The sequence below is a fragment of the Exiguobacterium sp. USCH10 genome (assembly GCF_037619445.1).
Taxonomy (GTDB): domain Bacteria; phylum Bacillota; class Bacilli; order Exiguobacteriales; family Exiguobacteriaceae; genus Exiguobacterium; species Exiguobacterium aestuarii_A.
Genome location: NZ_JAQPZO010000001.1, coordinates 233,123 through 258,901 on the forward strand (window position 1 = coordinate 233,123; position 25,779 = coordinate 258,901).

Sequence of the window (25,779 nt, forward strand, 5' to 3'; positions counted from 1 at the left end):
TAAAATTTAACGTATGGTCCCATACTGGATTTTAATCTTTTCACGTTTGGTCGAACCCAGAATCTCCATCATCTTAATACGACCGTATCCACGGACGGATAAAAGATCGTCTGGTTCAAGCATGAAGCTCGGATCTTCAATGACTTTATGATTCACTTTACAGTCACCGTGTTTCACGAGCGCCTGAGCTTTCTGACGAGATATGTTGAGTACCTCGCTCACAACCGTATCAAATCGTAACGAGGACACGATGCCGAACCCTTCGACCCACTCTGTTTTCGGAACGACGAGAATGTCATCCTTCGTAACAGAGGAGATGCGAACTCTTGCTTTTCCGACACGTTCCAAGTTCATTTCGATGAACCCGACCGCTTCGCGGGTCGTAGCAAACTGGACGACCTCCTCTTCCAGGACGACGTCCCCAAACTTTTGACGCTTCAACCCTGCGTTGAGTAAAGTTCCAGTCACTTGCCGATGTGTCAGGTCAACAAATTTTGTCGGATATTCGATGCGACGAATCTCGATTTCAAAATCATCGGTATTCAGCTCATAATACTCTGGCGCCAAAATCAGCCGACGTCGTTCAGCTCCTTCAAACCCGCCATCGTCGTGAATGACGAGCTGTTTACCGACAAGCTGTTTGACGATTTGCTGTTCACGAGGGTCTAAAAAGTCCGTCAACTTTAATACATAGCTGTTCTCGACTTGTTGTACCCAATCCAACACTTGTTCGACGAACGCCCGTTCACTTGGTCGGTAGTGGTCATAAACGCTCATACATCACCCGAAAATGGCAGCGATACCGGCTTGTGCCATTCGAAGCACGAACAATGCGACGATTGGAGAGATATCGAGCATGCCACCGATTGGTGGGATAATCCGTCGGAACGGTGCTAAAAATGGTTCACATAAAAATGATAAAATTTGTCCGAACATGGATTCACGCGCGTTCGGGAACCATGATAATAAGATATAGCCGATCAGGACCCAACTATAAATACCAAGCAAAGTACTTAACGTATTGCCTAAGGCAGGGATTACGTTTTCCATTCAGTTACCACCCTTTACTATGAAGTTCATCCTCCGAAATCAAGTTTGAGATTGAACCAGTCAATTCGACATTGTTCGGAGTACACAGAATCGTGTTATGTCCAATCGAAGTCATCGATCCTTCTAGCGCATATACGACACCGGAAAGGAAGTTGACGACTTGACGTGATTGCTCTTTTGACATGCGCTGAAGATTGACGATGACAGCACGGTTTTCTTTCAATTGATCGCTAATATCTTGCGCTTCAGCGAATACACGTGGTTCAGCCAATACGACTTTCGAGCGTTCTTTCTTCTTCGTATTCAATGCCACGAGATTATTTGCTGTTTTTGGGCGATCCTCTTGTCTCACGACCGCTGTTTCAGTTGAAGAAGTTGCTGATGTGTTTGCGACGGCAAACTCTTCTTCTTCGTATGTGCTGTTCGGATCTTCCTCGAGTCCAAAGAAATCTTTCATTTTGTTTTTGATTGACATAACGGATTCCTCCTTAAGATATATTATTGCACAAGTACGGTACCAATACGAACAAACGATGCGCCTTCTTCAATCGCGATTGGATAATCGTTTGACATCCCCATCGATAGCTCCGTGCAAGGGGCGTGTTCAAACCCTTTTGCGTTCACTTCATCACGTAATCGACGTAAACGACCGAACGTCTCACGAAGGACTGACTCTTCTTCCGTGAACGGTGCCATCGTCATCAAACCGATGATTCGAATGTGAGGATACTGTTTACAGTTCTCGATGAAAGGCATAACTTCCTCTATTTCAAGACCATGTTTTGAATCTTCTCCTGACGTATTCACTTGAACGAAACAATCAATCGTCTCGCTCGCTCGTTTATCGATTTCTGCAGCGAGTGATAAACGGTCCAATGAGTGAATAGCTGCCACGTGATCGATGATTTGTCTCACCTTACGTGTCTGTAACGTGCCGATGAAGTGAAACTTTGCGTCTTCTGGCATGCCGTTCACTTTTTCAAGTAAGGAATCTGGACGATTTTCACCGAAGTCACGAATTCCTTCTGCGTAGAGAGCATTGGCCACGTCTACGCCTACCGATTTCGTGACGGCAATCAAAGTAGGCTCCACATCTTGAACGTGGGCTGCCATAATAGATTGAACTTGTTTTACGTTATCTGAAATACTCACAATTTACGCTCCTTGACGATGACTGCCGCAAACCGACGTTTCGTTTCTCCGTCTCGATACGAGAAAAACGGAGTATTTGCGCCAGTCGATAAATTCGATTGCATGACGGACGCGTCATGTTCGTTTGCCAATACTTCATTGACTGCTTGGAGTGACAACAAGGCGTGGTCGCCCGACTCCTGTCGAACGGCTTTTTGATAGGCAGTCGGCGAAACGGATTGAACCGCGTCTAGCACTAGACGATCAACCTCATATTCATTTCCAGCAATCGCTGGACCGACGAGCATGTCCACTTCTGTCGCATCGATGCCTTGATCTTCAAACGCTTGGATCATGGACGTGACGATATTGCCGACGGTCCCTTTCCAACCCGCATGAGCGACACCGATGACTCCATGGTCTTTCGCACAGAAAAAGAGAGGTACGCAATCTGCAAAGACGAGAGCGAGCGGCAAAGCTTCTTCTTTTGTGATGAGTCCGTCTGTTTGCGAAATTGCCTCGTCATATCGAAATGCACCTTTGCCCTTGTCCGCTGAATCCACGCTTTGGACCGTTATCCCGTGCACTTGGTCGGCCCAAACAGAGTCTTCTAGCGAAAGATTCGCCTGTCGAAAGAACCATTGACGATTTTGAATGACTCCATCAATATCATCGCCGACATGAAGACCAACGTTTCCGGCATTGTGTCCGTTCGTCCGTGTCGTCACGTAAGCATGATAGCGATTCGTTTCGGTTTCCCATGTATGTAACAGTTGCATCGGTTTCTCCTTTTTTAGAAAAAGGGATGCCGAGTCACGGCACCCCTTGTTGTTTAGTTACGGCGTTGTCTCACGAACGCAGGGATGTTGATCGTCTCGTCTGGGACGTCTCCTCCATACACTGGGCGATGGAAGTTCCCTTCGTCTTGTTGAGCCGCTTCATTTGCTTTTGGTTGGGGTTCCTTGTTCTCAACCTCTGGCTGTTTTTTCGGCTGCTGAAGGAACGGGTTCGCCCCTTGTGTTTCCTCAGCAAATTCAGTTGCGATCACGGTGACGATGATTTCATCGTTCAAGTTTTCGTTGATGACTGAACCGAAGATCAAGTTCACTTCTTCATCTGCGGCACTTTGAACGATTTGAGCTGCTTCTGTCACTTCATACAAGCTAAGGCTGAGCCCACCTGTAATGTTCATCAAGACACCTTTCGCTCCTTCGATTGAAGATTCGAGAAGTGGTGAAGAGATTGCTTTCTTCGCTGCTTCAACGGCACGGTTTTCACCTGTAGCAACACCTACACCCATGAGTGCAGATCCTTTTTCTGTCATGATCGTCTTCACGTCAGCGAAGTCAAGGTTGATGAGACCAGGGATGGCGATCAAGTCAGTGATCCCTTGTACACCTTGACGAAGGACGTTGTCCGCTTCACGGAAGGCTTCGATCATCGGTGTGTTGCGTTCCACGATTTCAAGAAGCTTATCGTTTGGAATGACGATGAGTGTATCTACTTTTTCTTTAAACGCTTGAATCCCATGTTGCGCGTGTTGCATGCGCTTCCGGCCTTCAAACATGAATGGTTTTGTGACGACACCGACTGTGAGCGCGCCGATTTCTTTTGAAATCTCAGCGATGACCGGTGCAGCACCAGTTCCTGTTCCGCCGCCCATACCAGCTGTGACGAAAACCATATCCGCTCCATCAAGCGCTTCAATCAATTGTTCGCGGCTTTCTTCTGCCGCTTTTTTACCGATATCCGGATTCGCACCAGCACCGAGACCACGTGTCAATTTGGCACCAAGTTGAAGTTTTACATCGGCTTTCGACATATTCAAGGCTTGAGCATCCGTGTTGACAGCGATGAACTCAACTCCTTGTACCCCATGTTCAATCATACGGTTAACGGCGTTTGAACCGCCGCCTCCGACTCCAATTACTTTAATTTTTGCTACGGCGTCAATCGCCTCATCAAAGTACATCATTCAGGTATCCCCCTACTTATTTTCCAAGTTGTATTACAACGTCAGCTTAAACGCCAAATAATTTTTCCATCAAACGACTAAAACCTTTTTTCGACTCTTGATCGGTCTCGTATTCGTTCTCTCCAACATGAGTATCGGTCGGTTCCTGCTTATTGTGAAGCGTTTCGTAGCGAACTTCCGGTTTTTCGAGTTGAGATTTTGAAACGTGATGATCACTCATTAAGACATATTTCAAAACACCGACTGCTGTCGCGTATTTTGGATGTCTGACGCCAATCGACGACGGTTGATACAATCTCGTCTTTTGACCCATGACACGAGTCGCTAACTCTTGAATACCTGGTAGAGCAGCAGCTCCACCGCAGAGTAAGTATCCGCCATTCAGCATCGGAACACCTACTTTTTGAACCTTATTCAACATAAGGGTAAACATTTCCTCTATTCTCGCCTCTAAAACATAGCTAATTTCTGACTGTGGTTCGAACGCCACTTCCCCATTGATGTTCGTGTAGGAGAAACCTTCTGTTCCATCGGCCATTTCTTCGAGTGCGAGACCGTATTCTTCTTTCGCCACTTTGGCGTCTTGATATTTGCAATTTAGCTTATAGACCAAGTCTCTTGTCATATGGTCTCCACCGACTGGAAGGATATACGAGTAAACGAGATCTCCGCGATAAAATACCGAGACCGTCGTCTTTTCGTGCCCGACATCGACAAGACCAATGCCGAGGTCGATTTCATCTACAGAAGCTGCACTCATGCCGAGCGCGAGGTTCCCTAAAATAAATCCTTCGAGGTGTAATCCGGCACGTTCAATCGAACGACGAATACTATGTAAAATTGTCTTCGATCCAGTAACCATTTTCCCATGCATTTCTAGTCGATAACCAAGCATTCCACGAGGATCGACGACACCCGTTTGTTGATCCACCGTGAATGATGATGGGATTACATCGATGACACTCATCTCATCCGGTAATCGCATCACTTGTGCTGAATTGATGACTTCCATCACGTCTGCATCTGTAATTTCCTGATCTTCCCGCTTCACGGATGCGATTCCATGACATGGGGCAATTTGGATATGTTCCCCTTCGATGGCAACGTATACAGATCGAATTTGATCACCTAACGATGTCTCCGCGTGTTCAACGGCCTGTTTGATCGCTTGGACTGTTTTATCGATGTCTACGACAGCACCACGTTTCACCCCTGCCGACGGTGCACACCCTTCTGCCAAAATATTAAGCGTTCCGCCGAGCAATTCACCGACGACGAGCTTAATCTCTGACGTTCCAATATCTAATGCGGCCACATAACCATTCGCTTCCAAAAGGGAAACACCTCCGCTCTATAATTTTCCTGTACAAATTACATGACAAATATGACAGATATCCAAAAAAATTGTTGGTTTCGACAAGATATCTCACGTCTAAGTTTACAACAAATAAGATAGTGAGAAAAGGTAGAATCCTACAATTTAAGCGGTTTCGCGTTATCAATTCGTTTACAAAAGACAAAAAAACAGCCCTTATGTGTCTAAGGGCTGTAATATAACTGATTATTCATTCGTTTTCTTGTATGGAACAAAGTAAAAACCACCATCCATGACGACTGTTCCTTGCTGACCTTTCGGAATGTTTTCATAGATTTCTCCATATTTCGAAACGGTCTCACTTAACTTCAGCGTCGGGGTGAGAAGCGTATTTCCGTCATTCATAAAGATCTCGTAACGTGTCGGCTCTCCCTTTTGTTTAGACAAGATGACTTCCGACATACGGGCTCGCGTCGCGTCATCGACTTGTTCCAACTCACTGGCAATCTTTTCGAGTTCTTCTTCCGAATTGAACTCTCTTAGCAGTGGACCATCTTTTAACTTCTGAGGGTCGGTGATGGTGCCTGTCGGATGAAGTGAGCCGTCTGCTAACACGACGACATCTCCCGTCTCCGCACGAGCATAAGCAATCATCTTCTCTTCTGTCACATTGACGTGAACGACGTTATACCAAGATCGGTCCATGTCTACCCGTTTGACACCCGGCAACTTTTCCATTTGGTCACTCATCTTGCTCGGTGATAGACTGACAAATTTTGTCGATGTGTCGAGCTCCATGTTTTGAAACACGTAGGATTCATCAAGCCAGTATAGCCCAGATACGTTCACTTTTTTCACGTTCGACATCGAAGTTTGCATATAGACCACGAGTAAGATGAGAATTCCAAACAAAGAAAGCACGGAGAACATCCGACGGTTCGCTTTTTTCCGTCGCTGCTTTTTCATGTACGGAATACGGTCTTCTAGACTGCGTACCGTTTGTTGGCTTGGTTCCATCGGATTCTACTCCTTTATCGAATGACTTCTTCTACTAAGTCGGCTAGTGCATCTGACGCGTCCGGGAATCCGAGGGCACGGGATGCGTTCGCCATCTCTTCTTGTTTGCCGAGTACTTGGCGAATCGCTTCGACGAGCGTCTCCCCTGTCAACGACTCCTCTTTCACGAGTAACGCCGCACCGTTTTCAACAAGGGCAGAGGCGTTCTTCGTCTGATGGTCTGCTGTCACGTATGGGCTTGGGATCAATACGCTCGGTAAGCCGAGGGCGGTCAATTCAGAAATGGTCGAAGCTCCCGCACGCGAGACGACGATTGACGTACAAGCGAGTAAGGCCGGCATGTCATAGACGTACGGATGAACGTGTACGTTTTCAGATGATGGGGCTTCTTTCGATACAGATTCGTAATGAATTTTCCCTGTGACGTAGAGCACGTTGATTGGTAAGTCCGAAAGCGCTGGGATAGCCTCAATGACGGCACGGTTGATTGCTTCGGCGCCACGACTCCCTCCGTAAATCAATACGATAGGCCGTTCATCGAGATTGTACTGTTCTCGTACAGCTGCATCGTCCACTTTCGTTTGTAGCACTTCACTTCCACGCGGGTTTCCAATCAAGCGAACGTTTGCCCCAGGGAAGTGAACATCGGACCCTTTAAAGGAAAGGGCGACCCGATCCGCTTTTTTCGATAAAAACTTATTCGTTAACCCTGGGATGCTGTTTTGTTCATGTAGGATAGTCGGGATGCCGAGTTGTTGCGCCGTATAGACGACCGGTCCTGAGACGAATCCGCCCGTTCCGATGACGACATCCGGTTTGAATGCTGCCATATCTTTTTTAAGAGAGCGAACAGCTTTCAAGAACCAGTACGCCGTCTTTAAGTTCTCAAGAGAGAGGGACCGTTTCAATCCAGCGATTTGAATCGATTTGAACGGGACACCTGCTCGAGGAACGAGATCGGCTTCTAACCCATTCTCCGTTCCAACGTATTGTACCTGTAAATTCGGGTGACGTTTTTGTAACGTCTCAATCAATGCGAGGGCCGGATAAATATGACCACCGGTACCTCCACCAGAAATCATGACTTTCATCGGTTCGCCTCCTCATATGCGCGAACGAGATGGACGAACTGTTCGCCTCGTTCTTCAAACGTCTTAAATTGGTCCCAACTCGCACAAGCAGGAGATAAGAGAATGACATCTCCCGTCTCAGATTGTTCAAACGCGAGTGGAACGGCGTCTGCTAACGTCTCGACAGTGTAAGATGGAATCTGTCGGGACTCCCCAAGCTCTTTAAAACGCTCTTTTGTCTCACCATACGCGACGACAGCTTTTACGTTTGAGAGAGCTGGCGCGAGCGAAGATAAGTCCGCTCCACGTTCGAGTCCTCCACAAAGCCACACGATCGGAGCATCAAATCCTCGTAGCGCCGCTTCCGCCGCAACGTTGTTCGTCGCCTTCGAATCATTGTAGACGGCACGTCCGAGAACATCACCTAAACTTTCAGTTCGATGTGCGACACCGCCAAAGTTTCGTAATACTCGCTCGACGTGTGCTTTTGGAAGTGCAAACGGTTCGACTAACAGAAGAGCCGCTAGTACGTTCTCAACGTTATGGGCACCACCTAATGCCAATTCATTCACACGAATGAGTCGCTCTCCGCGTACCGTGACCCAACCGTCCACGACGGAAGCATCTCCTCGCTCAAAGCTGAACGTATTCGGTTCAAGATGAGCCGGGACACGTTTCATCACTTCGGAGTCTGTCACTTTAACGACGATTTGGTCGTCACGTGTCATCTGACGGAACAAGTTTCCTTTTGCATCGGCATACGATTCGAAGTCGCCGTGATAATCGAGATGGGCTTCTGATAGATTCAGCAACGCTGCCGAACGCGGATGGAAGGACTCGACCCCCATCAACTGAAAGCTCGACAATTCAATAACAATCAATTCGCCCGCCTTCGCGTTTGTCGCGACTTCGATAGCCGGGAATCCGATGTTTCCCGCGAGATGAACCGGGCGCTCTCCGCCTTTGAGTAACTCATAGACGAGTGTCGTTGTCGTCGTCTTTCCGTTCGAGCCTGTGATTGCGACGAATTCTGCCTCGGTTGCCATGTAGGCGAGCTCGACTTCCGTGTAGATTGGAATCTCACGGGATATCGCTTCTTGAAGCAACGGAATGTGATACGGGATCCCTGGATTTTTCACAATCAACTCTGTCTCATTCAACAAAGCGAGAGGGTGGTCATTAAACACCGATTGAATCCCAAGTGCCTGAATTTTTTCCTGCTCGTCTTCGGGAGGGATATTCCCCGTATTAATCGTCACATCAGCTCCCGCATGATGCAGATACGTCGCCGCTGCGATTCCGCTCTTAGCGGCGCCGAGGACGAGAACTTTTTTACCGTGCCATTGCTTTTCCATCTGTCTCACCCTTTTACATGAGTAGTAATGATAAACCTGCTGTAATTAAACTGATTCCACCGAACGTAAGGACGATTCGCCATTCCGACCAACCGACCATTTCGAAGTGGTGATGAATCGGGCTCATTTTAAAGATGCGCTTCCCTGTCGTTTTGAATGAAAGAACTTGCAAGATCACGCTCAACGTCTCGATGACAAAGATGATCCCGACGAATACGAGGAGCAACTCAAGTTTCAACATGAGCGCCAGTCCTGCAACTGCTCCACCTAATGCGAGCGAGCCCGTATCGCCCATGAAAATCTTCGCCGGATACTTATTGAAAACGAGGAACCCGATCAATGCGCCGACGACGGCGAATGCGAACCAGGCAATCCCAAGCTCATCTTGTGCGAGCGCATAAATTCCAAAGAATGTGAACGTCGGAATCGCCGAGAATGAGACGAGACCGTCAAGGCCGTCCGTCAAGTTGACGGCATTTGAGAAGCCGACGAGCCAGAAGATGACGATGGCGATATAGAACCAACCCGTCTCAAATGAAATCGATGTGAATGGAATCGAAATCGACGTATCAAGCTCTCCACCAAGTGATAGGAACCAGGCGAACAGAACAGATACGACAATTTGACCAATCAACTTCTGAAGTGACGTCAACCCGAGGTTTCGTTTATTGACGACTTTAATATAGTCATCCAAAAAGCCGATTACCCCGAACGCCATCGTCACGAATAGAAGTGTCCCGAATCCGGCGACCGCTTCCCCGAAGATGACAGACACGATGAAGCCGACTAAGATGGCGAGCAAGATGACGATTCCGCCCATCGTCGGCGTTCCCGATTTCTTCTGGTGCCAGCCTGGACCTTCATCACGAATCTCTTGTCCAAATTTCAACTGACGCAATGCCGGAATAGCTCGCGGCATGACGATTAATACACTTAATAATGCACTGATTAAGACAATTAAACTAATTAACATGTTGCTACCTCACTACTCTATTTATTGAACGAGACGCTCAAGCGCCAGTCCTCGAGATGCCTTTAACAATACCACAGTATCCGGACGTTGATAACGATGAAGGAGCGCCTTCGCTTCCTCCACGTTCGGAACAGATGTGACGTTCACACGCGTGTCTTGAATCCCATCCGCAATCCATTTCGCCTTTTCACCGACGAGAATACAATCCGTCACAGGAGCTGTTACGACGTCACCCACTTGTGTGTGCTGGGCTTGTTCATCCGCTCCGAGCTCATACATATCGCCAAGGACGAGCACGCGCTTCGAGAAGCCTTCGAGCGACTTGACTGTTTCGATTGCCGCAATCATCGATGTCGGGCTCGCATTATATGCATCGTTGATGAGATGCGCTTCACCGAACATCTGCTTCTCCATTCGCATCGTCGTCAGTTTGATGCGGTCAAGACCACGTTGAATCATCGTATGATTGAGTCCGAACTCGAGACCGCACGCGATGGCATAAGCCGCGTTTCGGATTTGATGGGCACCGAGCACCTTCAGCTCGTACAAGTCACCATTGTATTTAAAGATGGATGCGTCAAACGTCGTCTCGATCACTTCGATTTTCCCGTCCGCCGTCTCATCGTATCCGACGCGATACCCTTGACCGGCAAGAAGTGGTTCGTCCGCATCGACGATCAATCGTCCGTCCGGTTTCAGACCAGCCTTGATTTCAAGCTTCGCTTTCGCGATCCCTGTGCGTCCGCCGACTTGTTCACCGTGTGACTCCCCAATGTTCGTGACAAATGCCACGTCCGGTTTGGCAAGTTTCGACAATTGCTCGATTTGACCGAAGCCGTTCATGCCCATCTCCAACACGGCCACTTCCGTGTCGCGCGGCATGCGAAGGACGGTGAGCGGTAAACCAACGTCCGAGTTGAAGTTTCCAGCTGTCTTGTGCGTCTTGAATTTTTCTTCAAGTACGACGGCAATCATGTCTTTCGTAGACGTTTTTCCGTTTGATCCGGTAATCGCGACCACGAGTGGATTGATTTCCTCTAAGTAGCGTGCCGCTGCCGTTTGCAAGGCGTCGATCGTCGATTTGACGGGGATGACGAACACATTGTCCGGTTGAGGGCGACCTTCTTCCCAAAACGTGACGATGGCCCCTTTCTCAATCGCTGCTTCGATGTAGTCATGACCGTCAACACGTGCACCGACGATCGGGACAAATAGTCCTGCCCCATTCTCATCTCTCGAATCTGTGGCGACGCGTTCGACGAGACGATCGTCTTCCACGTCAATCCCAAACCAAGACGCTAATTTTTGAACTGTCAATTGTTCCATTCAAACTTCCTCCTCATACATAGGAAAAGAGAGCCGCAGCCCTCTTCATCTCGTGCGTTAATTCGATGGTGTCTCCAATTTCACTTTCAAGGAGGCGCCCGTTTTGACAGGTTTCCCTTTGCCAATCGATTGCGATGTGACAAATCCGGTACCATCGATTTCTAAATTTAATTGATAGAGCGTCGCTAGACGTTTCACATCACGTAACGACCACCCTTTTAATGTTGGCATCGTAAACGAATTACTCGTTTTTAGCAACAGTCGTTCACCGACGACATAAGATTGTCCCTTTACAGGACTTTGAGCCGTCACTTCATCCCCGTCACCTAAGACGATCGGATTGAACGAACTGTCAGTCGCCTCTTTTACGACATCTTCACGATTTTTACCAATATACGATGTCACCGTCTTTGTCGAGGCCTCAACCGCTTTTTCTTGCTTTTCAGGCTCGACACTCCGGTAACGTAACGCGACATCCATCACATCTTTGAAGAGTGGTGCCATGATGCGTGGACCCGTTGTTGACGAGTCACTGTTCGGACGATCGACCGCGATATACATGACGAGTTCCGGATCGTCTTCCGGTGCCATCCCGACGAATGAGTGAATGTACTGTCCGCTCAAATACTTTCCGTTCTCAGCGATTTGGGCAGTACCCGTCTTCCCGACCACTTGATAGTTATCTAACGCATACAATTGGCCTGTTCCCACATCGCTATTGACGACACCGTCAAGTGCTTCACGCGTCTTTTTCGCAGTCTCTGCAGTGATAGGTTGACCGACCTCTTTCGGATTCGTCGTCCGAATCGTTTCGCCCGTCTCGCTGTTGACAATCTTCTTAATGACGTGCGGTTGTTTCATGGTGCCGTCCGTTGCAATCGCAGATGTCGCCTGCAAGATTTGCATCGGTGTCACCGCGGTCGATTGTCCCCAAGCTGTGATCAAGACGTTCATCGGACTCTCAAAGTCGAATTGACTGTTTACCTCACCAGGTAAATCAATTCCGGTCCGTTGATCGAACTTGAACGCTTTGAAGTAATCTTCATAGCGACTGAGACCGAGTCGTTCGTTCGCTAAGATCGAGAACGCGACGTTCGACGAGTGCCAGACGCCTTCTACCATAGGAATGGTACCCCATCCGGTAATGTTGTAATCATTGAATACCGTCTTACCGTATTTGTATGATCCTGACTTGTACAACTCGTTCGGGTTATATACGCCCTCGTTGATTGCAGCCGCCAACGTGAAAATTTTCATCGTTGACCCTGGCTCAAAGCGAGACGAGACCGAGAAGTTACTGTATGAGGAAATCTCACGCGTATTCGGGTCGAAAGATGGACGGTCCGATAAGGCGATGATTTCCCCTGTTTTCGGATCCATGATGATGGCCGTCGCATTTTTCGGTTCATACTCCTCATATAACTCATTCATCTTCGTCTCGAGCAGCTGTTGAATCCGATGATCAATCGTCAGTTGCACATCAGCCCCGTCTTCTGGCTCGATTTTTAATTGTTCATCGCTCGAGACGAGCTCACGCCCCGCCAAATCTTTCTCAAATCGGTACAAGCCGTACGACTCACTTAAAATGTCGTTGAGCGATTTTTCGATTCCAAGTTCACCCACGAGCTCGATCCGACCGTTTTGGTCAATCTTTTGCGCATAGCCGATGACAGAAGATGCGAATACTTTATTCGGGTAGTAACGTTTCGGTTCTTCGACGAACGTGATACCCGGAAGTTCGAACGCTTCGATTTCTTCTTTTTGTTCAACGGTCAAATCACGCCCCGGAACCCCGAACTCGATTTGGCCGCGGTCGACATTTTGCTCAAGTCGCTTTAAGATGTCGGCCTCTGTCATCGGAAGCACGGTCGCGAGTTGTTTCGCGGCTTCTTCAAACTCGTTTGGCATGAGCGTCTTCCCTTCGACCCGCTCGCCACCAAGTTTTAACACGGCGACAAGTCGATACGATGGAATGTTGATGGCAATCGGTTGACCAAAACGGTCGTACACTTCGCCTCGTTCGGCTTCTAACGTACTGACTGCCTTCCACCGCTGCTCTTCAGCGAACGCCAACATATTCTCGCCTTTATATGTATGCGTGACAGACAAGTAAAGAAACCATCCGACAAAAAATAAAAAGAGCGGGGTGAAGCAGACAATCGCTACCCACGCCACTCTTTTTTTACTCTGTTGTAGAGAATTCATCAATCAATCACCTTGACGTTCTTCTCATTGAATTTCATTCCGAGCTTCTCGGCAATCGCGTAAATTCGTTCTGGCGAGCTTAGTTGGGCGATTTCATACTTTAGTTCTTCGTTTTCTTTTGCAACCCCATTTACCTGCTGGTTGACGGCTGCCGTATCACGCATAATGTTATACGCTTCGTTGTGTTTTGACACCGTGATGCCACCGAACATGACCACTGAACCAATCATCACTGGATACAGGATCGATTCAAACAAGGTCAACGTGCGTCGTTTTGGAGCAGGTATTGGTCGTTCTTGCGGAATCGGATTTCGATTCGGTGTAACTTGAGGCTGCAACGCCTTACGGGCAGCTTCTGGCATCAGGTATCCCTCCTACAAAGTGATTATTTTTGTTTTTCGGCTACTCTCAGTTTTGCCGAGCGTGAACGACGGTTATCTTCGAGTTCTCCTTCACTCGCCACGATTGGTTTGCGTGTGATCAATTTGAGTTCAGGTTCGAACTCTTTCGGAATGACCGGCAATCCTGGTGGTAACGGCGGGTGTTGGCTCCGTTCTTTAAACACTTGTTTACAAATTCGATCTTCTAATGAATGGAACGTAATGACACAGATGCGTCCGTTCACTGCGAGTAAATCAATCGCATCTTGAACGGCACGGTCGAATACGTTCAACTCGTCATTGACGGCGATTCGAATCGCTTGGAACGTTCGTTTCGCTGGATGACCGCCTTTGCGTCTTGCTGGTGCAGGAATCGCTTCTTTAATTAAGTCGACAAGCTCAAACGTCGTCTCAATCGGTTTATCGGCACGGGCTTGCTCAATCTTTCGTGCGATTTGTTTTGAAAACTTTTCCTCCCCGTATGTAAAGAAAATACGAGCAAGTTCTCCAAACGACCATTCATTCACAACATGATAAGCTGAAAACTCTCGCGAGCGATCCATTCTCATATCGAGCGGCGCGTCGTAGTTGTAACTGAATCCACGTTCTGCCTCATCAAGCTGTGGCGATGAAACGCCTAGGTCGAATAGTACGCCGTCCACTTTCGTCACGCCATGTTCGGCGAGTTCTTCTTTCAAGTGAACGAAGTTGCTCTTTATAAACGTCACACGGCCTTCATAAGGAGCCAATCGCTCTTTCGCGTGCGCGAGTGCGACGTCATCTTGGTCGAACGCATATAGTTGTCCCGTCGTTAAACGCTTTGCGATTTCTTCACTATGACCCGCTCCACCTAACGTACAGTCCACATATACCCCATCTGGTTTGATGTTCAATCCCTCAATGGACTCCATTTTTAAAACCGTTTCATGCTCAAACATTCAAAAAACCCTCTCAACCTACATATTTCAACTGTTTTATTACACTTACTTTATCATAAAAATGTCAAGGTCCGTACAGGTTTTTAGCGAAAAGAGGAAACAAAAAGGTAACAACAAAAAAAAGCTCCTGACAAATGTCAAGAGCTGTTCCAAAAAAGGTTATACCTTGAACAAACATCGCTCCGCTTCCGATTGCTCATAAGCGTGCTTCATCCGCTCAAAAACGTCGAGACCATGACGATTCAACATCGGAACCATCGATAAAATACGCTCCTGAGGTGCATTCATCGGGAAGAGTCGAGTCGAAAGCTGAATACGTCGCGCGTTCAGTCGATATTGATCACGCTTCGCCTCGGCACGCATCTCATCTGCCAACCGTTCGAGGACGTGCCTCGACTTCGACTCGAATCGTCTTCCGTGGCTACGGGCTTCCCGGCTGACCGCTTCCGTGAGTGTCCGATACGCATACAGCTTCGCTTCGAACGCCTCATCATCAAACGGATGATCTGGTAGTGGGCGCTTCATATATTCCTCAAGTGTGACGCCTTCTTGTCGTAATTTCTTTTCATCGTTACTCGAGACGATCAAACCACCGAGGCGTGGTAACAGTAACGGCATTTTCCATCCAAGCTCGTGGAATAATGGGCGGAGTTGCAGCCAATAGGCGATTTCTCCAGGACCGGCGACGTAACCGAGCGTCGGAAACAAATAGTCTTGCATAAGCGGTCGAGAGACGACGTTGTTTGAAAAGCGTTCCGGATGTGCCTCGATCTCATTGAGCAATTCGGTCTCCGTGAATCGATGCCCACGTTTTGTCGTGTACACCATGTCGGTTTTTGTGAGCAGTTCACGCGTTCCGTCATGATAAAAGAGATGTGCCGCCTCTTTATTTAACTCGACAGATGGCATGCCGTCTTCGAAGGCATGTTCAAGCGCTTGTTGCAATGCGTCATGCTGTTCAATCAGTCGACGGAACATCGGACGTTCAAGTGCGCGTACGTCTTTTGCGTGCGGGTCAAACAATAAAAAGTCGTTCCCTACGAAACGGCGCATCATTCCACCAAAGAACTGCGCGAACGAATGACTTCCTTGAATGAGTTCAATCAACTCCTGATATAGACGTAATGTATGGGGCGTCTCTGTCTCATTCAACAACATCCGCTGCGCCATTTGTACCAACTCAAGTTTGACTCGATCGAACTCAAGCTCCCCTACAGATGCTTTCCCTGCCAGCGGAAGCGTGGATAATGCATCTTTTTTTAACGTTCTCGAAAACGTCTGGGTCGTGAAGACATGATTGATTTCCGCGAAGTCATGATCTTCCGTTGCCATCCAAAAAATCGGGAGTACCGGTTTGCCGATCTTCGCTTCCGCCTCTTTCGCTCGTTTGATGACCGCTAGCAATTTATATACAGCGAATAAAGGACCTCCATACACGCCGACTTGTTGCCCGGTCACCATGACATATGCTTCACGCTGTTCGAGCAAATCAAGATTCGCTGATAGACGTTCCGATAGTTCCCCGAACTGCCGTTGCTGCTGTTTTAAAATGTGGACGAGTTCATGGAGATGGTCGTATGAGCGTCCTGCAATCTCCGTTGCGCGCTTCTCGACTTCATCCATGCCTCGATAATCGAGCCAGCGCCCGTACCCTTCTTCAATTTGTATCATCGGGGATGTGGGTGCATATAGGGCATCAAATGCTTCTACCTTCACGTATAACAACTTCCTTTCAATCAATCAACGAATCATTTCTTGGGCCACGCCGATCGCAAACAAAATCGCATGCGTCGGGACTAGGAGTAAAAAGAGCAAGCGCCAGCCGTGGACGAACATCTTCGTGAACAACACTTCCTCATAACGAATCCGCTGCCAGATCGCATTGATCGGAAAGATGGCGCAACATACCGCAAGCAATAGAAGAAACACTTCCGTCCCGAAGATGGCCTCAAGTAAAACGCCGCATGCATAGAACCAGAGTACGACCCCGGCATCGCAGGCGAGTTTGAATGAGTTGATTGATTTCGGCATAATTTTTCTAAGTATCATATACACCATAAACCATAAGATGAGTGGAAATGAAACGATATACACTAGCACGATGCGCTCGCTCCTATAATCAGTTTATGTAGCAGGGGGATAACTGTAAGTGAAATCTTCATTTGTTCGGCTTTCTCAATCACTGGTTTTAGAATCGCATCCACTTCTGTCGGTCGTCCCTCTTCAAGATCACGCAACATAGAAGATCGATTCTCGGCAGTGCGTTCGATGATCGACTCGATATAAGCATACGAGACACGCTTTGAAAATAGCGGCGTTAGTTCCTCGTAGATGGAATGCGCAATCTCACGATACGGTGCGTTTACGAGCGCACCATTCGTAACACGGCATAGTGCTGTGATGGGATTGATGATCGCATTCGCAAATAGCTTTTCGATCACGACTTGTTCGATGTCTTCTTCCCAGATGACCTGAAGTGGACTATCTTGAAGTGTGATTGGAAGGAGACCTGTCATGCTCCCGATTCGAATACGCCCGAGTCCACGATGCTCGATGGTGTTTCCTTGTTTCGTCACCCCGTGTTCGACGACACCTAAATGAAAACCATGTTGTTTCGCATAATCCAGATGGGCAATCCCGTTCGAGCAAATGAAGACCGGAACTGCTCCAGAGAGTCGTGCCGTCGCCTGTTCGACTTGATGGGCTTTCGTCGTGACAAAAAAGAGATCTTGGTCAGTTTCTTCTAATGTGGCACTAGATTGTAGCGATACATATGCTGACCCACTTGTCAAACCTGTCCGTGTGATTAAAATCTTTTCAGGTGATCCGCTTCGTCCGTATACCGTCACCTCATAATCATCAGCGAGCAAGGATGCCATCAATAGTCCGACCGCCCCGTTCCCGATGATGCCAATCCGTTTGATGGAGTTCATACATGCTTTCCTCCTGAATAGAACTATTTTCGCACAAAAAGTTTACCACATCTTCTTGCCATGACCCAAAAATGACAAACAAAAAAAGAAGTGACCTGATATCAGATCACTTCTTCTCGCATTATTTGCTTGTTACTTCTTTACCGTTGTAATGTCCGCAAGATTTGCAAACACGGTGTGAAAGTTTCATTTCGCCACAGTTCGGGCACTCGTTCATACCAGGTACGTTGAGTTTGAAGTGAGTACGACGAAGACGTTTGCGAGTTTTCGACGTTCTACGGAATGGTACTGCCATCGTTGTCCACCTCCTTGAAAAGTTAACCTTCCTCGTTCTCTTTTTTCGAGAACAGGTCGGCCAGTCCCGCGAATCGCGGGTCAATTTTTGGTTGGGCATCCGGCTGTTCGTCAGTGAGCGTCCAGCCTTCCCCTTCAACCTGAGTTTTGTCTGTTTCGTTCCCATAAACTTGCATCGGGACGTCTAACATGATGAGCTCTTTTACAATCGGTACAAGACTGATTGTATTTCCTTCTGGCAAATTCACGTCATCGAATTGCTCCGTATAACGCCCATTCTCCAAAAAGAAAGGCTCGAGCGATTCAATATCAAATTCATAAGTGACGTCTTCTAACGTTCGCGCATCTGGCAACGTCAGATCACCTTGAATCTTCAGATTGAATGTAACTTGATTAGATGTGAACGATGCATCCCCGTGCACATGCACCGGGCGAATCGAACGGATATCCGGATGGAGCTGAGTCAGCTCTGGTAGTTCTACCATCTCATCGATCGTAAAACCGTCACCCTGGTTTCGGAGCTTAAGTAGCTGTGCAATAGACCATTTCATCCGAATCACCTCAATTGCAACAATATGAATTATAGATAGGCCAACTTGTTTTGTCAATGTTTTTTCTTTACACTAAAATCAGTTGACGACGGCGCTTTGCCAAAGCGTACTTACTCATCTTACACCAATCCATACGACAATGCAAAGGAGTAAATCATGCAAAAGACGGCCATTATCGCAGAGTACAATCCGTTTCACAACGGACACTATTATCAAGCGCAAACCGCACGTCAAGAAACCGGGGCTGATGCCATAATTGCCATCATGAGTGCCCAGTTCACTCAACGAGGAGAACCAGCCTCATTCGATAAGTGGAAACGGGCAAGAGCGGCCGTCGAGAGCGGGGCAATCGACCTCGTCGTCGAACTACCGACCAAGTATGGGGTACAACGGGCGGACCGCTTCGCCATGTCTGCCGTCTCAATCGCCGAACAACTCCGATGCCAAACGCTATCGTTCGGAAGCGAAAGCGGAGATGTCGACGCCATTCTTCATGCAGCGCAGTCAAATGTCGAAGAGACACCTCTATATAAAGAGGCACTCCACCAAGCACTACAAGAGGGTCATTCGTCGGCGCAAGCTTCAAGTCGGGCTTTCCGTACCGTCTATCCGTCGTTTGATTTGACACGCCCTAACAATATTTTGGCGTATCATTACGCCAAAGCAGCAAAGACGATTCAGTTACATACGGTGAAGCGTCTCGGGGCAGATTATCACGACACCTCACTCACAGACGTCATGTCGGCCACCGGCATCCGGGCCCATTACCTAGAAACGGGTGAAGTTCGTGCCGTTCCTGCATCGACAGAAGCGATGTTCCAGTCGCAATCGATGACGCATTGGGAACTGTTTTGGCCCGTCTTACAATACAAACTCCGCACGTTGCCGCTCCATACGTTGAGCGAGCTCGTCGGCATCGACACGTCCCTCGCACCTCGCCTGAAACGAGCCGGATTCGAAACATCGTTTGAACATGCCCTCACATCCGTTTCGACACGTCGCTATACACGCACATCGATTCAACGAGCGTTCGTGTCCATTCTTCTGCACTGGTTAAAAGAAGAAGCACCGACTCGCTTTGATGATGTTCCCTACGTGAGACCGCTCGCGTTTAATGACATCGGTCGTGTGGCATTACGGGATGTGAAACAAGAATTGCCGCTCATCGGTAAATACGATGAACGGCTCGATTTTGAAGCGCGTGTCACTGAGGCGTATCGACTGCCGCTTCATAACGACACATTGATTGAATACCGCCAGCGACCTCAGTTCATCTCTTCTAAATAACGGATTGCATCTTCGACCTTCTTGACAGGGACGACTTCTATGTCACTGTCGAGACGGTCGCGCGATTCAAGCGCTTCCTCATAATTTGAACCGGCCGGGACGAAAAAGACTTCGGCCCCTTCCTCGTCCGCTGCGACAATCTTTTGCCACGCGCCTCCGATTGGTCCGACATTTCCTTCCTCATCGACGGTTCCTGTGCCGGCAATCCGCTTTCCATTCGCCAAATCGCCCGGTGTCAACTGGTCATAAATTTCTAACGTGAACATCAATCCTGCGGACGGTCCCCCGACATTCGTCAAAGCGACATCGACTTTAGGGTCTGCTGTGATCTCCTGGACAGGAAGTGGCTCATAAATACCAATCCCGACGCGGTCACCACTTTGGTCAATCGGTTGAATGAGCGTCTGCGCGATACGCTCCTCCCCGTCTCGCTCGATCGTCAGCTCGACTTCATCACCGGCATCCGATTCCATCACCCGATTTAAAAAGTCCATACGTGTCGCAAATGACATGCCGTTGATTGCCGTAATGACATCACCCGGCTTTAAGACGTTGGCAGCGAGAGAGCCCGGAATCGGCGCAGAGACGTAAATTCCTTCAAAATCGACCGTCACTTCTTCGTCAGCGAGCTCATAAGCATATTGGATTGCCGCTTGTTGAGAGGAGTCCATCAAAAGTTGTTGACGTCTGTCGTAGTCCGCCTCGCTCTCTCCATCGTATAAATAACGACTAGATAAATTGGCTTCTGTGAACGGTGTGACCCAACTCTCCACTAACCAAAACGGTGTCGCTCTCCGTTGTGAAATGGTCACCATCATCAGTTCCCCTTCATCCTTTTCGCCACCTTCGACGGTCAGGAACTCTTCAATCGACGTTGCGGCACCTGGTGAAGAAATGTAATAAGGGAGCGGAACGAAGAGAAATAGAAGAACAGTGACGAGCAGACCAAGCCCGATTTTTAGTGATTTCATTGTCCCGAACTCACTTGATACTTTTTACGTAACGCGACTTCGACTTGCTCTGGGACGAGTTCATTAACTGATGCACCATATTTCGCTACTTCTTTCACGATAGATGAGCTAAGGAATGAGTACTGACTGTTCGTCATCATAAACAATGTTTCCACGTTCTCATTCAATTTCTTATTGATTGATGCGATTTGAAGTTCGTATTCAAAATCAGATACGGCCCGCAGTCCACGTACAATCGTTGCCGCTTCTCGCTCGGCGGCATATTCGACGAGAAGTCCACCGAACGCGTCAGCCGACACGTTCGGAAGATGTGTTGTCACCTCTCGGATGAGTCCTAATCGTTCTTCCACATCAAATAGTGGGGCCTTGCTGGAATTTTCAAGGACGGCGACAATGACTTCGTCAAAGATGGCCGCCGCTCGTTCGATAATGTCTAAATGTCCATTTGTGATCGGGTCAAAGCTCCCCGGGCAAATCGCAATCCGCTTCATTTGTTTCACTCCTCAATCGATGCATACTCATAAAAGCTGATGGTGATCACCTCTGAGTATCGCTGTTCTTTAATTCGTTCAAGTCGTCCGATACGTTCCGGCAATGTCACGTCGCTCCCGTGTTCACAGACGATGACGCCAACATCGATCAACATGTCAGCTTCATCAATCAGTCGTAAGAAAGCCTCGTGCTCTTCCGCATGATACGGGGGATCCATAAAGATCAGCTTAAACTGTTCCTTCTGTGCGCGAAGCTGTTCGAGCACCGCCTTGGCGTCTTGACGATACACGTTCGCCTTCTTTTCGTAGTGGGTCGCCCGCAAGTTTTCTTGAATCGTTTGCACGGCTTTCGGTTGACGGTCGACAAACACCGCTTCGTCACACCCTCTCGACAACGCCTCGATGCCAAGTCCACCACTGCCCGCATAGAGGTCTAACGCTTTCCCACCAGAAAAATAGGGTCCAATGATGTTGAATAACGATTCCTTTACTTTATCTGTTGTCGGCCGCGTAGCCGTTCCTGGGACCGCCTTTAAACGGGTCCCTTTTCGTTCTCCAGATATGACACGCATGTCTTTCCCTCCAGCAGAAAAGATGAAGGTGATGCCACCTTCATCTTTTTGTTTATTTCGATTTTGTCTCGTACGTTTCGGAAATGAATGGACGCTCGCTCCGAACGACCGCTTCCACGAACGGCAATGCCTTTACTTGTTCGAGTACAGCTTCATGACCTTCGAGGTCTGTATAAAGAAACGCATACTTCTCTCGTTTTGAGACAAAGTACAGATTCGCATAACGTCTTAACGCTTTCACTTGTTTCAAGGAATTCACGTATACGACGAAACCGATCCGTTCATTCAACTTAGACGGCGCATCCACAACTTCCGCCTCCTCCGCAACTGCCACCACCGGAACATCCACCTTCGTCAAAGAATGGATTACCAGTCGGGACCTTGATTTTAGGAGAGACTGAATGTGCTAATAGTTCACTCACTTCCCCTAACAACTTATCCAAGCTTCGTTCTGCTTTTTTGAACGCAGCAATTTCCGGCTGAACGTCAAGACGACGTTTGATGAGATGCATCTCTTTTTTGATGCGATCGTGGTCCGGATGGTGCTTCCCGAACCGCTGGACGTACTCATAGTCCTCTTTCATCTTTAGGAACTCGCGCTCGATTTCCTTCGCTTCTTGTGATGCGAGACGTGCCGCTTTCGTTTGAATATATGTTTGAAACGATTCGCTTGCTTCAATCAAATCGGTCAATTCTTCAGTTTGATCGAGCAGGGCAATCGTCTGTTCAGTGATTATCATACCCCTCACCCTTTCTGCCATGATTTTACCACAATTGTTTCCCTATGTAAGCAATCCACACTATAATTGAAGTTGACCGCAAGGCGTTCAATGTAGAAAGGAAGTGAATAGACGTACCCAGTGCGTCTGTATATGAAAAAAGTTTCTTTTAATATGATTCGATCAGCCGGAATCAAGACGGATTATGCGAAGCCTGAATATTATTATGATCAACTCGATAAAGTACGCGAAGCTGACCTCGTTTTGTTCCCCGAGTACTGGATGGTCAACTCCATCATTTACGGAATGAACAAAGCCATTTTCCCATCTCCGGCGACATATCATCTCGGGCACGACAAAATCGAGATGACACGTGCCTTCAAAGCGACCTATCCTCATCGTATTCCGAAGACGCTCATCTATGGAAAAAACCCTTACACAATCGAACGCGTTTTGGAAGAGTTCCAATACCCGTTCGTCGCCAAAAAAGCCAAATCTTCAATGGGCCAAGGGGTTTGGCTGATCAAGAACGACCAAGACTGGTTAGAATATGTCGAGAACCATGATACGTTTTATGTCCAAGAGTTCATCCCGAATGATCGTGACTTACGAGTCATCATCATTGGTGAAGAAGTTGTCGGTGCCTATTGGCGCGTCAGCGAGGCATTTTTGAACAATGTCGCCCAAGGAGCTAACTTCTCTTACGAAGACATTCCCGAATACGTCGTCAAAGAAGTTCAAACGATTGCCAATACGTTACACATCAACCACGCGGCGTTTGACGTCATCGTGACAGAAGACGGATTTTATATTTTGGAGTTCAACGTCTTTTTCGGTTCGGAAGGACTACTCCCACTCGGGGTAAAACTTCCTCAAAAAATCGAGGAATATCTAACTACACTAAGCTAATCAATCGTTCATCTTTTTTTCACAATTTGAACACACGTTATTCCAAGAACGTTTTTGAATATGGTATGATGACATATGAGGTTTATTCGAAAAGGGGGATTATGATGAAATTTGAGCAGTTCCACATCGAGGGAAAAGAAATCCGTTTTGGTTTGCTCGAGACGATCATGGATCATCATCATTTCATCCGTGAAGGTGCTTGGGATTACGAGCGTGCCACGTATGATATGAAATATGAGAAACAATCGACTGGCGAAACATTCTATCTTCGCTTACCTGTATACGCAATCGAAGGTCAAATCGAGGATCGTCACGCTGTAGTCAAAATGCTCACACCGATTTTAGGAAAACATTATTACCCACACGGCGTTGAATACGATGAAGTCTTCCCAGAAGAAATCGTCCGCGACTGCGAACGTCGCCTAAAGGCACTTGCAGAAACACTAGAAGTCAAACCCCTTGCATAAGCAAAGGGGTTTCTTTTTAGGCTATATCGGAGGTTCAGAGCCTTGAAGAATTCAATCTATCTTGAAAAAGAGAGTAAGCGCTTATGCATCGGAGCATCACGCATCCAGTTAAAAATGATTCATCTTCCTGATTCAATTCATGAATTGGAACAAATGATTTTTTCTGAATCAATCCAGACTCTTTATATCTCAACTTATCAAATGAAAGATAGAGATCTATTAGAGCCTCAAGCAATGAGTGATATCCGAACTCAATGGAACGAGTCATTCAGGACACACATCGTACTTTCCAATGAAGCAGATTTAGATGACTTTGAAAATGGATATTGCTTCTTCGCAGAACTTTTTCATGATCCACAAAAAAATAGGATATTAATCCTTTATCAAGCTCACTAAAAAATACGATGATAAAACAAAGCCCACAGAAGACGATTCGTCTCTGTGGGCTTATATTAGTTGGTCGCAATGATGGTCAACGTCACATCGACCTGACCGAGCAATAAATCAAATTGGTCTCGAACGTAGCGATACAATCGCTCCGCCTCGACGAGTGGTAAAGATGCAATGATTCGATAATCATAATGGTCTTTCGATTGAGATACGACTTTCACTTCTTTTAAGCCGAACTCAATGGCGCTACATGCGATCAAATCTTCAATCGCCCGTTCTGCAATCGTCACGTCTCCGTATGAATAGTCATTCCCAATCACAGCCATCGTATCGTTCATGGTGATCACTCCTTTTCATTCGCGAGTACTTTAACGTCCTCCATGATAGATTCGATATCAACGGGTTCATCCCCTGCTGTCGCCATCTGAGCGACGGCACGAACATCATGATGACGGTCGATGACGTACATCGTCGTCGCATGCGTCACAAGCCCGCTGTTCGCCTTCGAATAATAAAATTGCAGCTGTCGTGTGATTCGATCGATGTCGACCTGATCTCCCGTCAACATCTTCCATCCGTTTGGCTCCGCCTGGAACGCTTCCCCATAGTTTTTGAGTACGGGGACCGTGTCCACTTTCGGGTCGACCGTGATGGCGACGAGCTCTACGTCTGAACCATATAGATTCTCTGCCTTCAATTCTTTCTCAAGCTTCATAAAATCACGTAGCGTGAGCGGACAAATATCAGGGCAGTTCGTATAAAAGAATGTGACAATTTTTACTTTTCCATTATCGGAATTGTATGTTTCTTCATTCAATGCGTTCGTCAATGTGAACGGGGTTGGCTCTTGGATGACCGGCAAGTCGTCTTGGTTGAAGAATACAAAATACACGGCTACTCCGATGACAACGAGCGTCAGGACGGTCAAACCGACCGTCATATAGCTATTCCGTTTCATACAACTCTCCCTCTCTATGGATCATCCTCCGATTATCGCGCGGAATACGTTCGTCGTTTCACCCGGGTCATATGCCACATAGAGAAGAATATAAACCGTCACACCTGTGATCGCTGTGAAGAACCAAATCACTGATGCTTTCGGTCCGATTTTACGGTGTTTCTCAATCTTGTTTTTATAACCGAGATACAAGGTGATCAAACCGAGGACGCCACCTGTAGTCGCGAGTAGGATATGGAAGATCATAAAGCCGAGATAGAACGGTTTGACAGAATCCGGTCCCCCAAATGCCGTGTTCCCGACAAAGATGGTACGTGAGACGTAAAGGATGAAGAACGTCGTCGCTGCAATCGCGGCCGCCGTCATCACTTTCTTATGTTTTTCGATGTTGCTACGGTCTTTTGCGATGATCACCCATCCGATGGCGACAAGAATCGCACTGATGACAATGAATGACACACTAATTAAGGCAAGATAGTTCATCAATGTTTCCCCTTTTGTT

At 47.6% G+C, this 25,779-nt stretch carries 32 protein-coding genes; 4 read left to right on the forward strand and 28 right to left on the reverse strand.

What is annotated here, in order from left to right:
- Positions 1 to 6: 6 nt before the first annotated feature.
- From PQI28_RS01210 to PQI28_RS01305, 20 genes are all read right to left on the reverse strand, one after another.
- Positions 7 to 777 (reverse strand): YlmH family RNA-binding protein, encoded by a 771-nt coding sequence (locus PQI28_RS01210; protein ID WP_339962357.1) that lies wholly within the window; start codon positions 775 to 777, stop codon positions 7 to 9.
- Positions 778 to 780: 3 nt separating this feature from the next.
- On the reverse strand, positions 781 to 1,050 hold the full coding sequence (locus PQI28_RS01215) for a YggT family protein (protein ID WP_074034873.1): 270 nt from the start codon (positions 1,048 to 1,050) through the stop codon (positions 781 to 783).
- 4 nt (positions 1,051 to 1,054) lie between these two features.
- Positions 1,055 to 1,525: a cell division protein SepF gene (locus tag PQI28_RS01220; RefSeq protein ID WP_339962358.1), complete on the reverse strand. Its 471-nt coding sequence runs from the start codon at positions 1,523 to 1,525 to the stop codon at positions 1,055 to 1,057.
- A 23-nt stretch (positions 1,526 to 1,548) separates the two neighbouring features.
- Complete coding sequence (locus tag PQI28_RS01225; protein WP_224860611.1) at positions 1,549 to 2,202, reverse strand: YggS family pyridoxal phosphate-dependent enzyme; 654 nt, start codon at positions 2,200 to 2,202, stop codon at positions 1,549 to 1,551.
- Complete coding sequence (gene pgeF / locus PQI28_RS01230; protein ID WP_339962359.1) at positions 2,199 to 2,960, reverse strand: peptidoglycan editing factor PgeF; 762 nt, start codon at positions 2,958 to 2,960, stop codon at positions 2,199 to 2,201. Before pgeF ends, PQI28_RS01225 begins: the two co-directional genes overlap by 4 nt.
- Positions 2,961 to 3,013: 53 nt before the next feature.
- The gene (gene ftsZ / locus PQI28_RS01235; protein ID WP_214691765.1) at positions 3,014 to 4,156 is read right to left on the reverse strand and encodes a cell division protein FtsZ; all 1,143 of its coding nucleotides are present in this window, start codon (positions 4,154 to 4,156) and stop codon (positions 3,014 to 3,016) included.
- Between the two features lie 46 nt (positions 4,157 to 4,202).
- Positions 4,203 to 5,489, reverse strand: a complete 1,287-nt coding sequence (gene ftsA, locus PQI28_RS01240) for a cell division protein FtsA (protein ID WP_214691764.1) — start codon at positions 5,487 to 5,489, stop codon at positions 4,203 to 4,205.
- 228 nt (positions 5,490 to 5,717) lie between these two features.
- Entirely contained in the window at positions 5,718 to 6,488 is a 771-nt protein-coding gene (locus PQI28_RS01245; RefSeq protein ID WP_339962360.1) for a cell division protein FtsQ/DivIB, read from the reverse strand.
- A 14-nt stretch (positions 6,489 to 6,502) separates the two neighbouring features.
- Positions 6,503 to 7,579 (reverse strand): undecaprenyldiphospho-muramoylpentapeptide beta-N-acetylglucosaminyltransferase, encoded by a 1,077-nt coding sequence (murG, locus tag PQI28_RS01250; RefSeq protein WP_339962361.1) that lies wholly within the window; start codon positions 7,577 to 7,579, stop codon positions 6,503 to 6,505.
- The gene (gene murD, locus PQI28_RS01255) at positions 7,576 to 8,913 is read right to left on the reverse strand and encodes a UDP-N-acetylmuramoyl-L-alanine--D-glutamate ligase (protein WP_224860603.1); all 1,338 of its coding nucleotides are present in this window, start codon (positions 8,911 to 8,913) and stop codon (positions 7,576 to 7,578) included. Before murD ends, murG begins: the two co-directional genes overlap by 4 nt.
- A gap of 13 nt (positions 8,914 to 8,926) precedes the next feature.
- Entirely contained in the window at positions 8,927 to 9,886 is a 960-nt protein-coding gene (gene mraY, locus PQI28_RS01260; protein ID WP_214745601.1) for a phospho-N-acetylmuramoyl-pentapeptide-transferase, read from the reverse strand.
- A 21-nt stretch (positions 9,887 to 9,907) separates the two neighbouring features.
- A complete protein-coding gene (locus tag PQI28_RS01265) occupies positions 9,908 to 11,212 on the reverse strand; it encodes a UDP-N-acetylmuramoyl-tripeptide--D-alanyl-D-alanine ligase (RefSeq protein ID WP_339962362.1) in 1,305 nt (434 codons plus the stop codon).
- A gap of 57 nt (positions 11,213 to 11,269) precedes the next feature.
- Positions 11,270 to 13,417 (reverse strand): penicillin-binding protein, encoded by a 2,148-nt coding sequence (locus PQI28_RS01270; RefSeq protein WP_214819591.1) that lies wholly within the window; start codon positions 13,415 to 13,417, stop codon positions 11,270 to 11,272.
- Positions 13,417 to 13,779: a cell division protein FtsL gene (gene ftsL, locus PQI28_RS01275; RefSeq protein WP_214691757.1), complete on the reverse strand. Its 363-nt coding sequence runs from the start codon at positions 13,777 to 13,779 to the stop codon at positions 13,417 to 13,419. Before ftsL ends, PQI28_RS01270 begins: the two co-directional genes overlap by 1 nt.
- A 23-nt stretch (positions 13,780 to 13,802) precedes the next feature.
- Positions 13,803 to 14,735: a 16S rRNA (cytosine(1402)-N(4))-methyltransferase RsmH gene (rsmH, locus tag PQI28_RS01280; RefSeq protein WP_214783915.1), complete on the reverse strand. Its 933-nt coding sequence runs from the start codon at positions 14,733 to 14,735 to the stop codon at positions 13,803 to 13,805.
- Positions 14,736 to 14,894: 159 nt separating this feature from the next.
- Positions 14,895 to 16,451, reverse strand: a complete 1,557-nt coding sequence (gene bshC / locus PQI28_RS01285) for a bacillithiol biosynthesis cysteine-adding enzyme BshC (protein WP_339962363.1) — start codon at positions 16,449 to 16,451, stop codon at positions 14,895 to 14,897.
- Positions 16,452 to 16,475: 24 nt separating this feature from the next.
- Positions 16,476 to 16,835: a DUF3397 domain-containing protein gene (locus tag PQI28_RS01290; protein WP_214783918.1), complete on the reverse strand. Its 360-nt coding sequence runs from the start codon at positions 16,833 to 16,835 to the stop codon at positions 16,476 to 16,478.
- Positions 16,829 to 17,668, reverse strand: coding sequence for a 2-dehydropantoate 2-reductase (locus PQI28_RS01295; protein WP_337873671.1), 840 nt, complete (start codon positions 17,666 to 17,668; stop codon positions 16,829 to 16,831). Before PQI28_RS01295 ends, PQI28_RS01290 begins: the two co-directional genes overlap by 7 nt.
- A gap of 121 nt (positions 17,669 to 17,789) precedes the next feature.
- Entirely contained in the window at positions 17,790 to 17,963 is a 174-nt protein-coding gene (gene rpmF / locus PQI28_RS01300; RefSeq protein ID WP_015881300.1) for a 50S ribosomal protein L32, read from the reverse strand.
- Positions 17,964 to 17,985: 22 nt separating this feature from the next.
- Positions 17,986 to 18,513, reverse strand: coding sequence for a YceD family protein (locus tag PQI28_RS01305; RefSeq protein WP_074034907.1), 528 nt, complete (start codon positions 18,511 to 18,513; stop codon positions 17,986 to 17,988).
- Positions 18,514 to 18,669: 156 nt separating this feature from the next.
- Here PQI28_RS01305 and PQI28_RS01310 point away from each other — a divergent pair, with 156 nt between their 5' ends.
- Entirely contained in the window at positions 18,670 to 19,800 is a 1,131-nt protein-coding gene (locus PQI28_RS01310) for a tRNA(Met) cytidine acetate ligase (protein ID WP_337873670.1), read from the forward strand.
- On the opposite strand, the gene PQI28_RS01315 is transcribed toward PQI28_RS01310, so the two are convergent.
- The 5 genes from PQI28_RS01315 to PQI28_RS01335 are packed head-to-tail and all read right to left on the reverse strand — an operon-like array spanning position 19,779 to position 22,574.
- Positions 19,779 to 20,771, reverse strand: coding sequence for a SepM family pheromone-processing serine protease (locus tag PQI28_RS01315; RefSeq protein WP_337873669.1), 993 nt, complete (start codon positions 20,769 to 20,771; stop codon positions 19,779 to 19,781). The two genes, PQI28_RS01310 and PQI28_RS01315, sit on opposite strands and share 22 nt — an antisense overlap.
- Entirely contained in the window at positions 20,768 to 21,262 is a 495-nt protein-coding gene (gene coaD, locus PQI28_RS01320) for a pantetheine-phosphate adenylyltransferase (protein WP_074034918.1), read from the reverse strand. The genes PQI28_RS01315 and coaD overlap by 4 nt, the downstream gene beginning before the upstream one ends.
- A 5-nt stretch (positions 21,263 to 21,267) precedes the next feature.
- Positions 21,268 to 21,834 carry a 16S rRNA (guanine(966)-N(2))-methyltransferase RsmD gene (rsmD, locus tag PQI28_RS01325; RefSeq protein ID WP_214691750.1) on the reverse strand — a complete coding sequence of 189 codons (567 nt, stop codon included), beginning with the start codon at positions 21,832 to 21,834 and terminating at the stop codon, positions 21,268 to 21,270.
- A gap of 52 nt (positions 21,835 to 21,886) precedes the next feature.
- Positions 21,887 to 22,141: a YlbG family protein gene (locus PQI28_RS01330; protein WP_143406649.1), complete on the reverse strand. Its 255-nt coding sequence runs from the start codon at positions 22,139 to 22,141 to the stop codon at positions 21,887 to 21,889.
- Entirely contained in the window at positions 22,125 to 22,574 is a 450-nt protein-coding gene (locus PQI28_RS01335) for a YlbF family regulator (RefSeq protein ID WP_015881293.1), read from the reverse strand. Before PQI28_RS01335 ends, PQI28_RS01330 begins: the two co-directional genes overlap by 17 nt.
- A gap of 153 nt (positions 22,575 to 22,727) precedes the next feature.
- Between PQI28_RS01335 and PQI28_RS01340 the strand changes: the two genes are divergently transcribed.
- The 3 genes from PQI28_RS01340 to PQI28_RS01350 all read left to right on the forward strand — a co-directional run bounded on the left by PQI28_RS01340 (position 22,728) and on the right by PQI28_RS01350 (position 24,325).
- A complete protein-coding gene (locus PQI28_RS01340; RefSeq protein ID WP_224860590.1) occupies positions 22,728 to 23,462 on the forward strand; it encodes an ATP-grasp domain-containing protein in 735 nt (244 codons plus the stop codon).
- 104 nt (positions 23,463 to 23,566) lie between these two features.
- On the forward strand, positions 23,567 to 23,929 hold the full coding sequence (locus PQI28_RS01345) for a YugN family protein (RefSeq protein WP_015881291.1): 363 nt from the start codon (positions 23,567 to 23,569) through the stop codon (positions 23,927 to 23,929).
- A 42-nt stretch (positions 23,930 to 23,971) separates the two neighbouring features.
- Complete coding sequence (locus PQI28_RS01350) at positions 23,972 to 24,325, forward strand: hypothetical protein (protein WP_339962364.1); 354 nt, start codon at positions 23,972 to 23,974, stop codon at positions 24,323 to 24,325.
- 56 nt (positions 24,326 to 24,381) lie between these two features.
- Here PQI28_RS01350 and PQI28_RS01355 read toward each other — a convergent pair whose 3' ends face one another.
- From PQI28_RS01355 to PQI28_RS01365, 3 genes are read right to left on the reverse strand one after another with little or no spacing between them, the layout of a single operon-like run.
- Complete coding sequence (locus PQI28_RS01355) at positions 24,382 to 24,657, reverse strand: hypothetical protein (RefSeq protein WP_074034927.1); 276 nt, start codon at positions 24,655 to 24,657, stop codon at positions 24,382 to 24,384.
- Between the two features lie 5 nt (positions 24,658 to 24,662).
- On the reverse strand, positions 24,663 to 25,277 hold the full coding sequence (locus PQI28_RS01360; RefSeq protein WP_074034929.1) for an SCO family protein: 615 nt from the start codon (positions 25,275 to 25,277) through the stop codon (positions 24,663 to 24,665).
- A 21-nt stretch (positions 25,278 to 25,298) separates the two neighbouring features.
- Positions 25,299 to 25,760: a DUF420 domain-containing protein gene (locus PQI28_RS01365; protein WP_214691745.1), complete on the reverse strand. Its 462-nt coding sequence runs from the start codon at positions 25,758 to 25,760 to the stop codon at positions 25,299 to 25,301.
- Positions 25,761 to 25,779 lie beyond the last annotated feature (19 nt).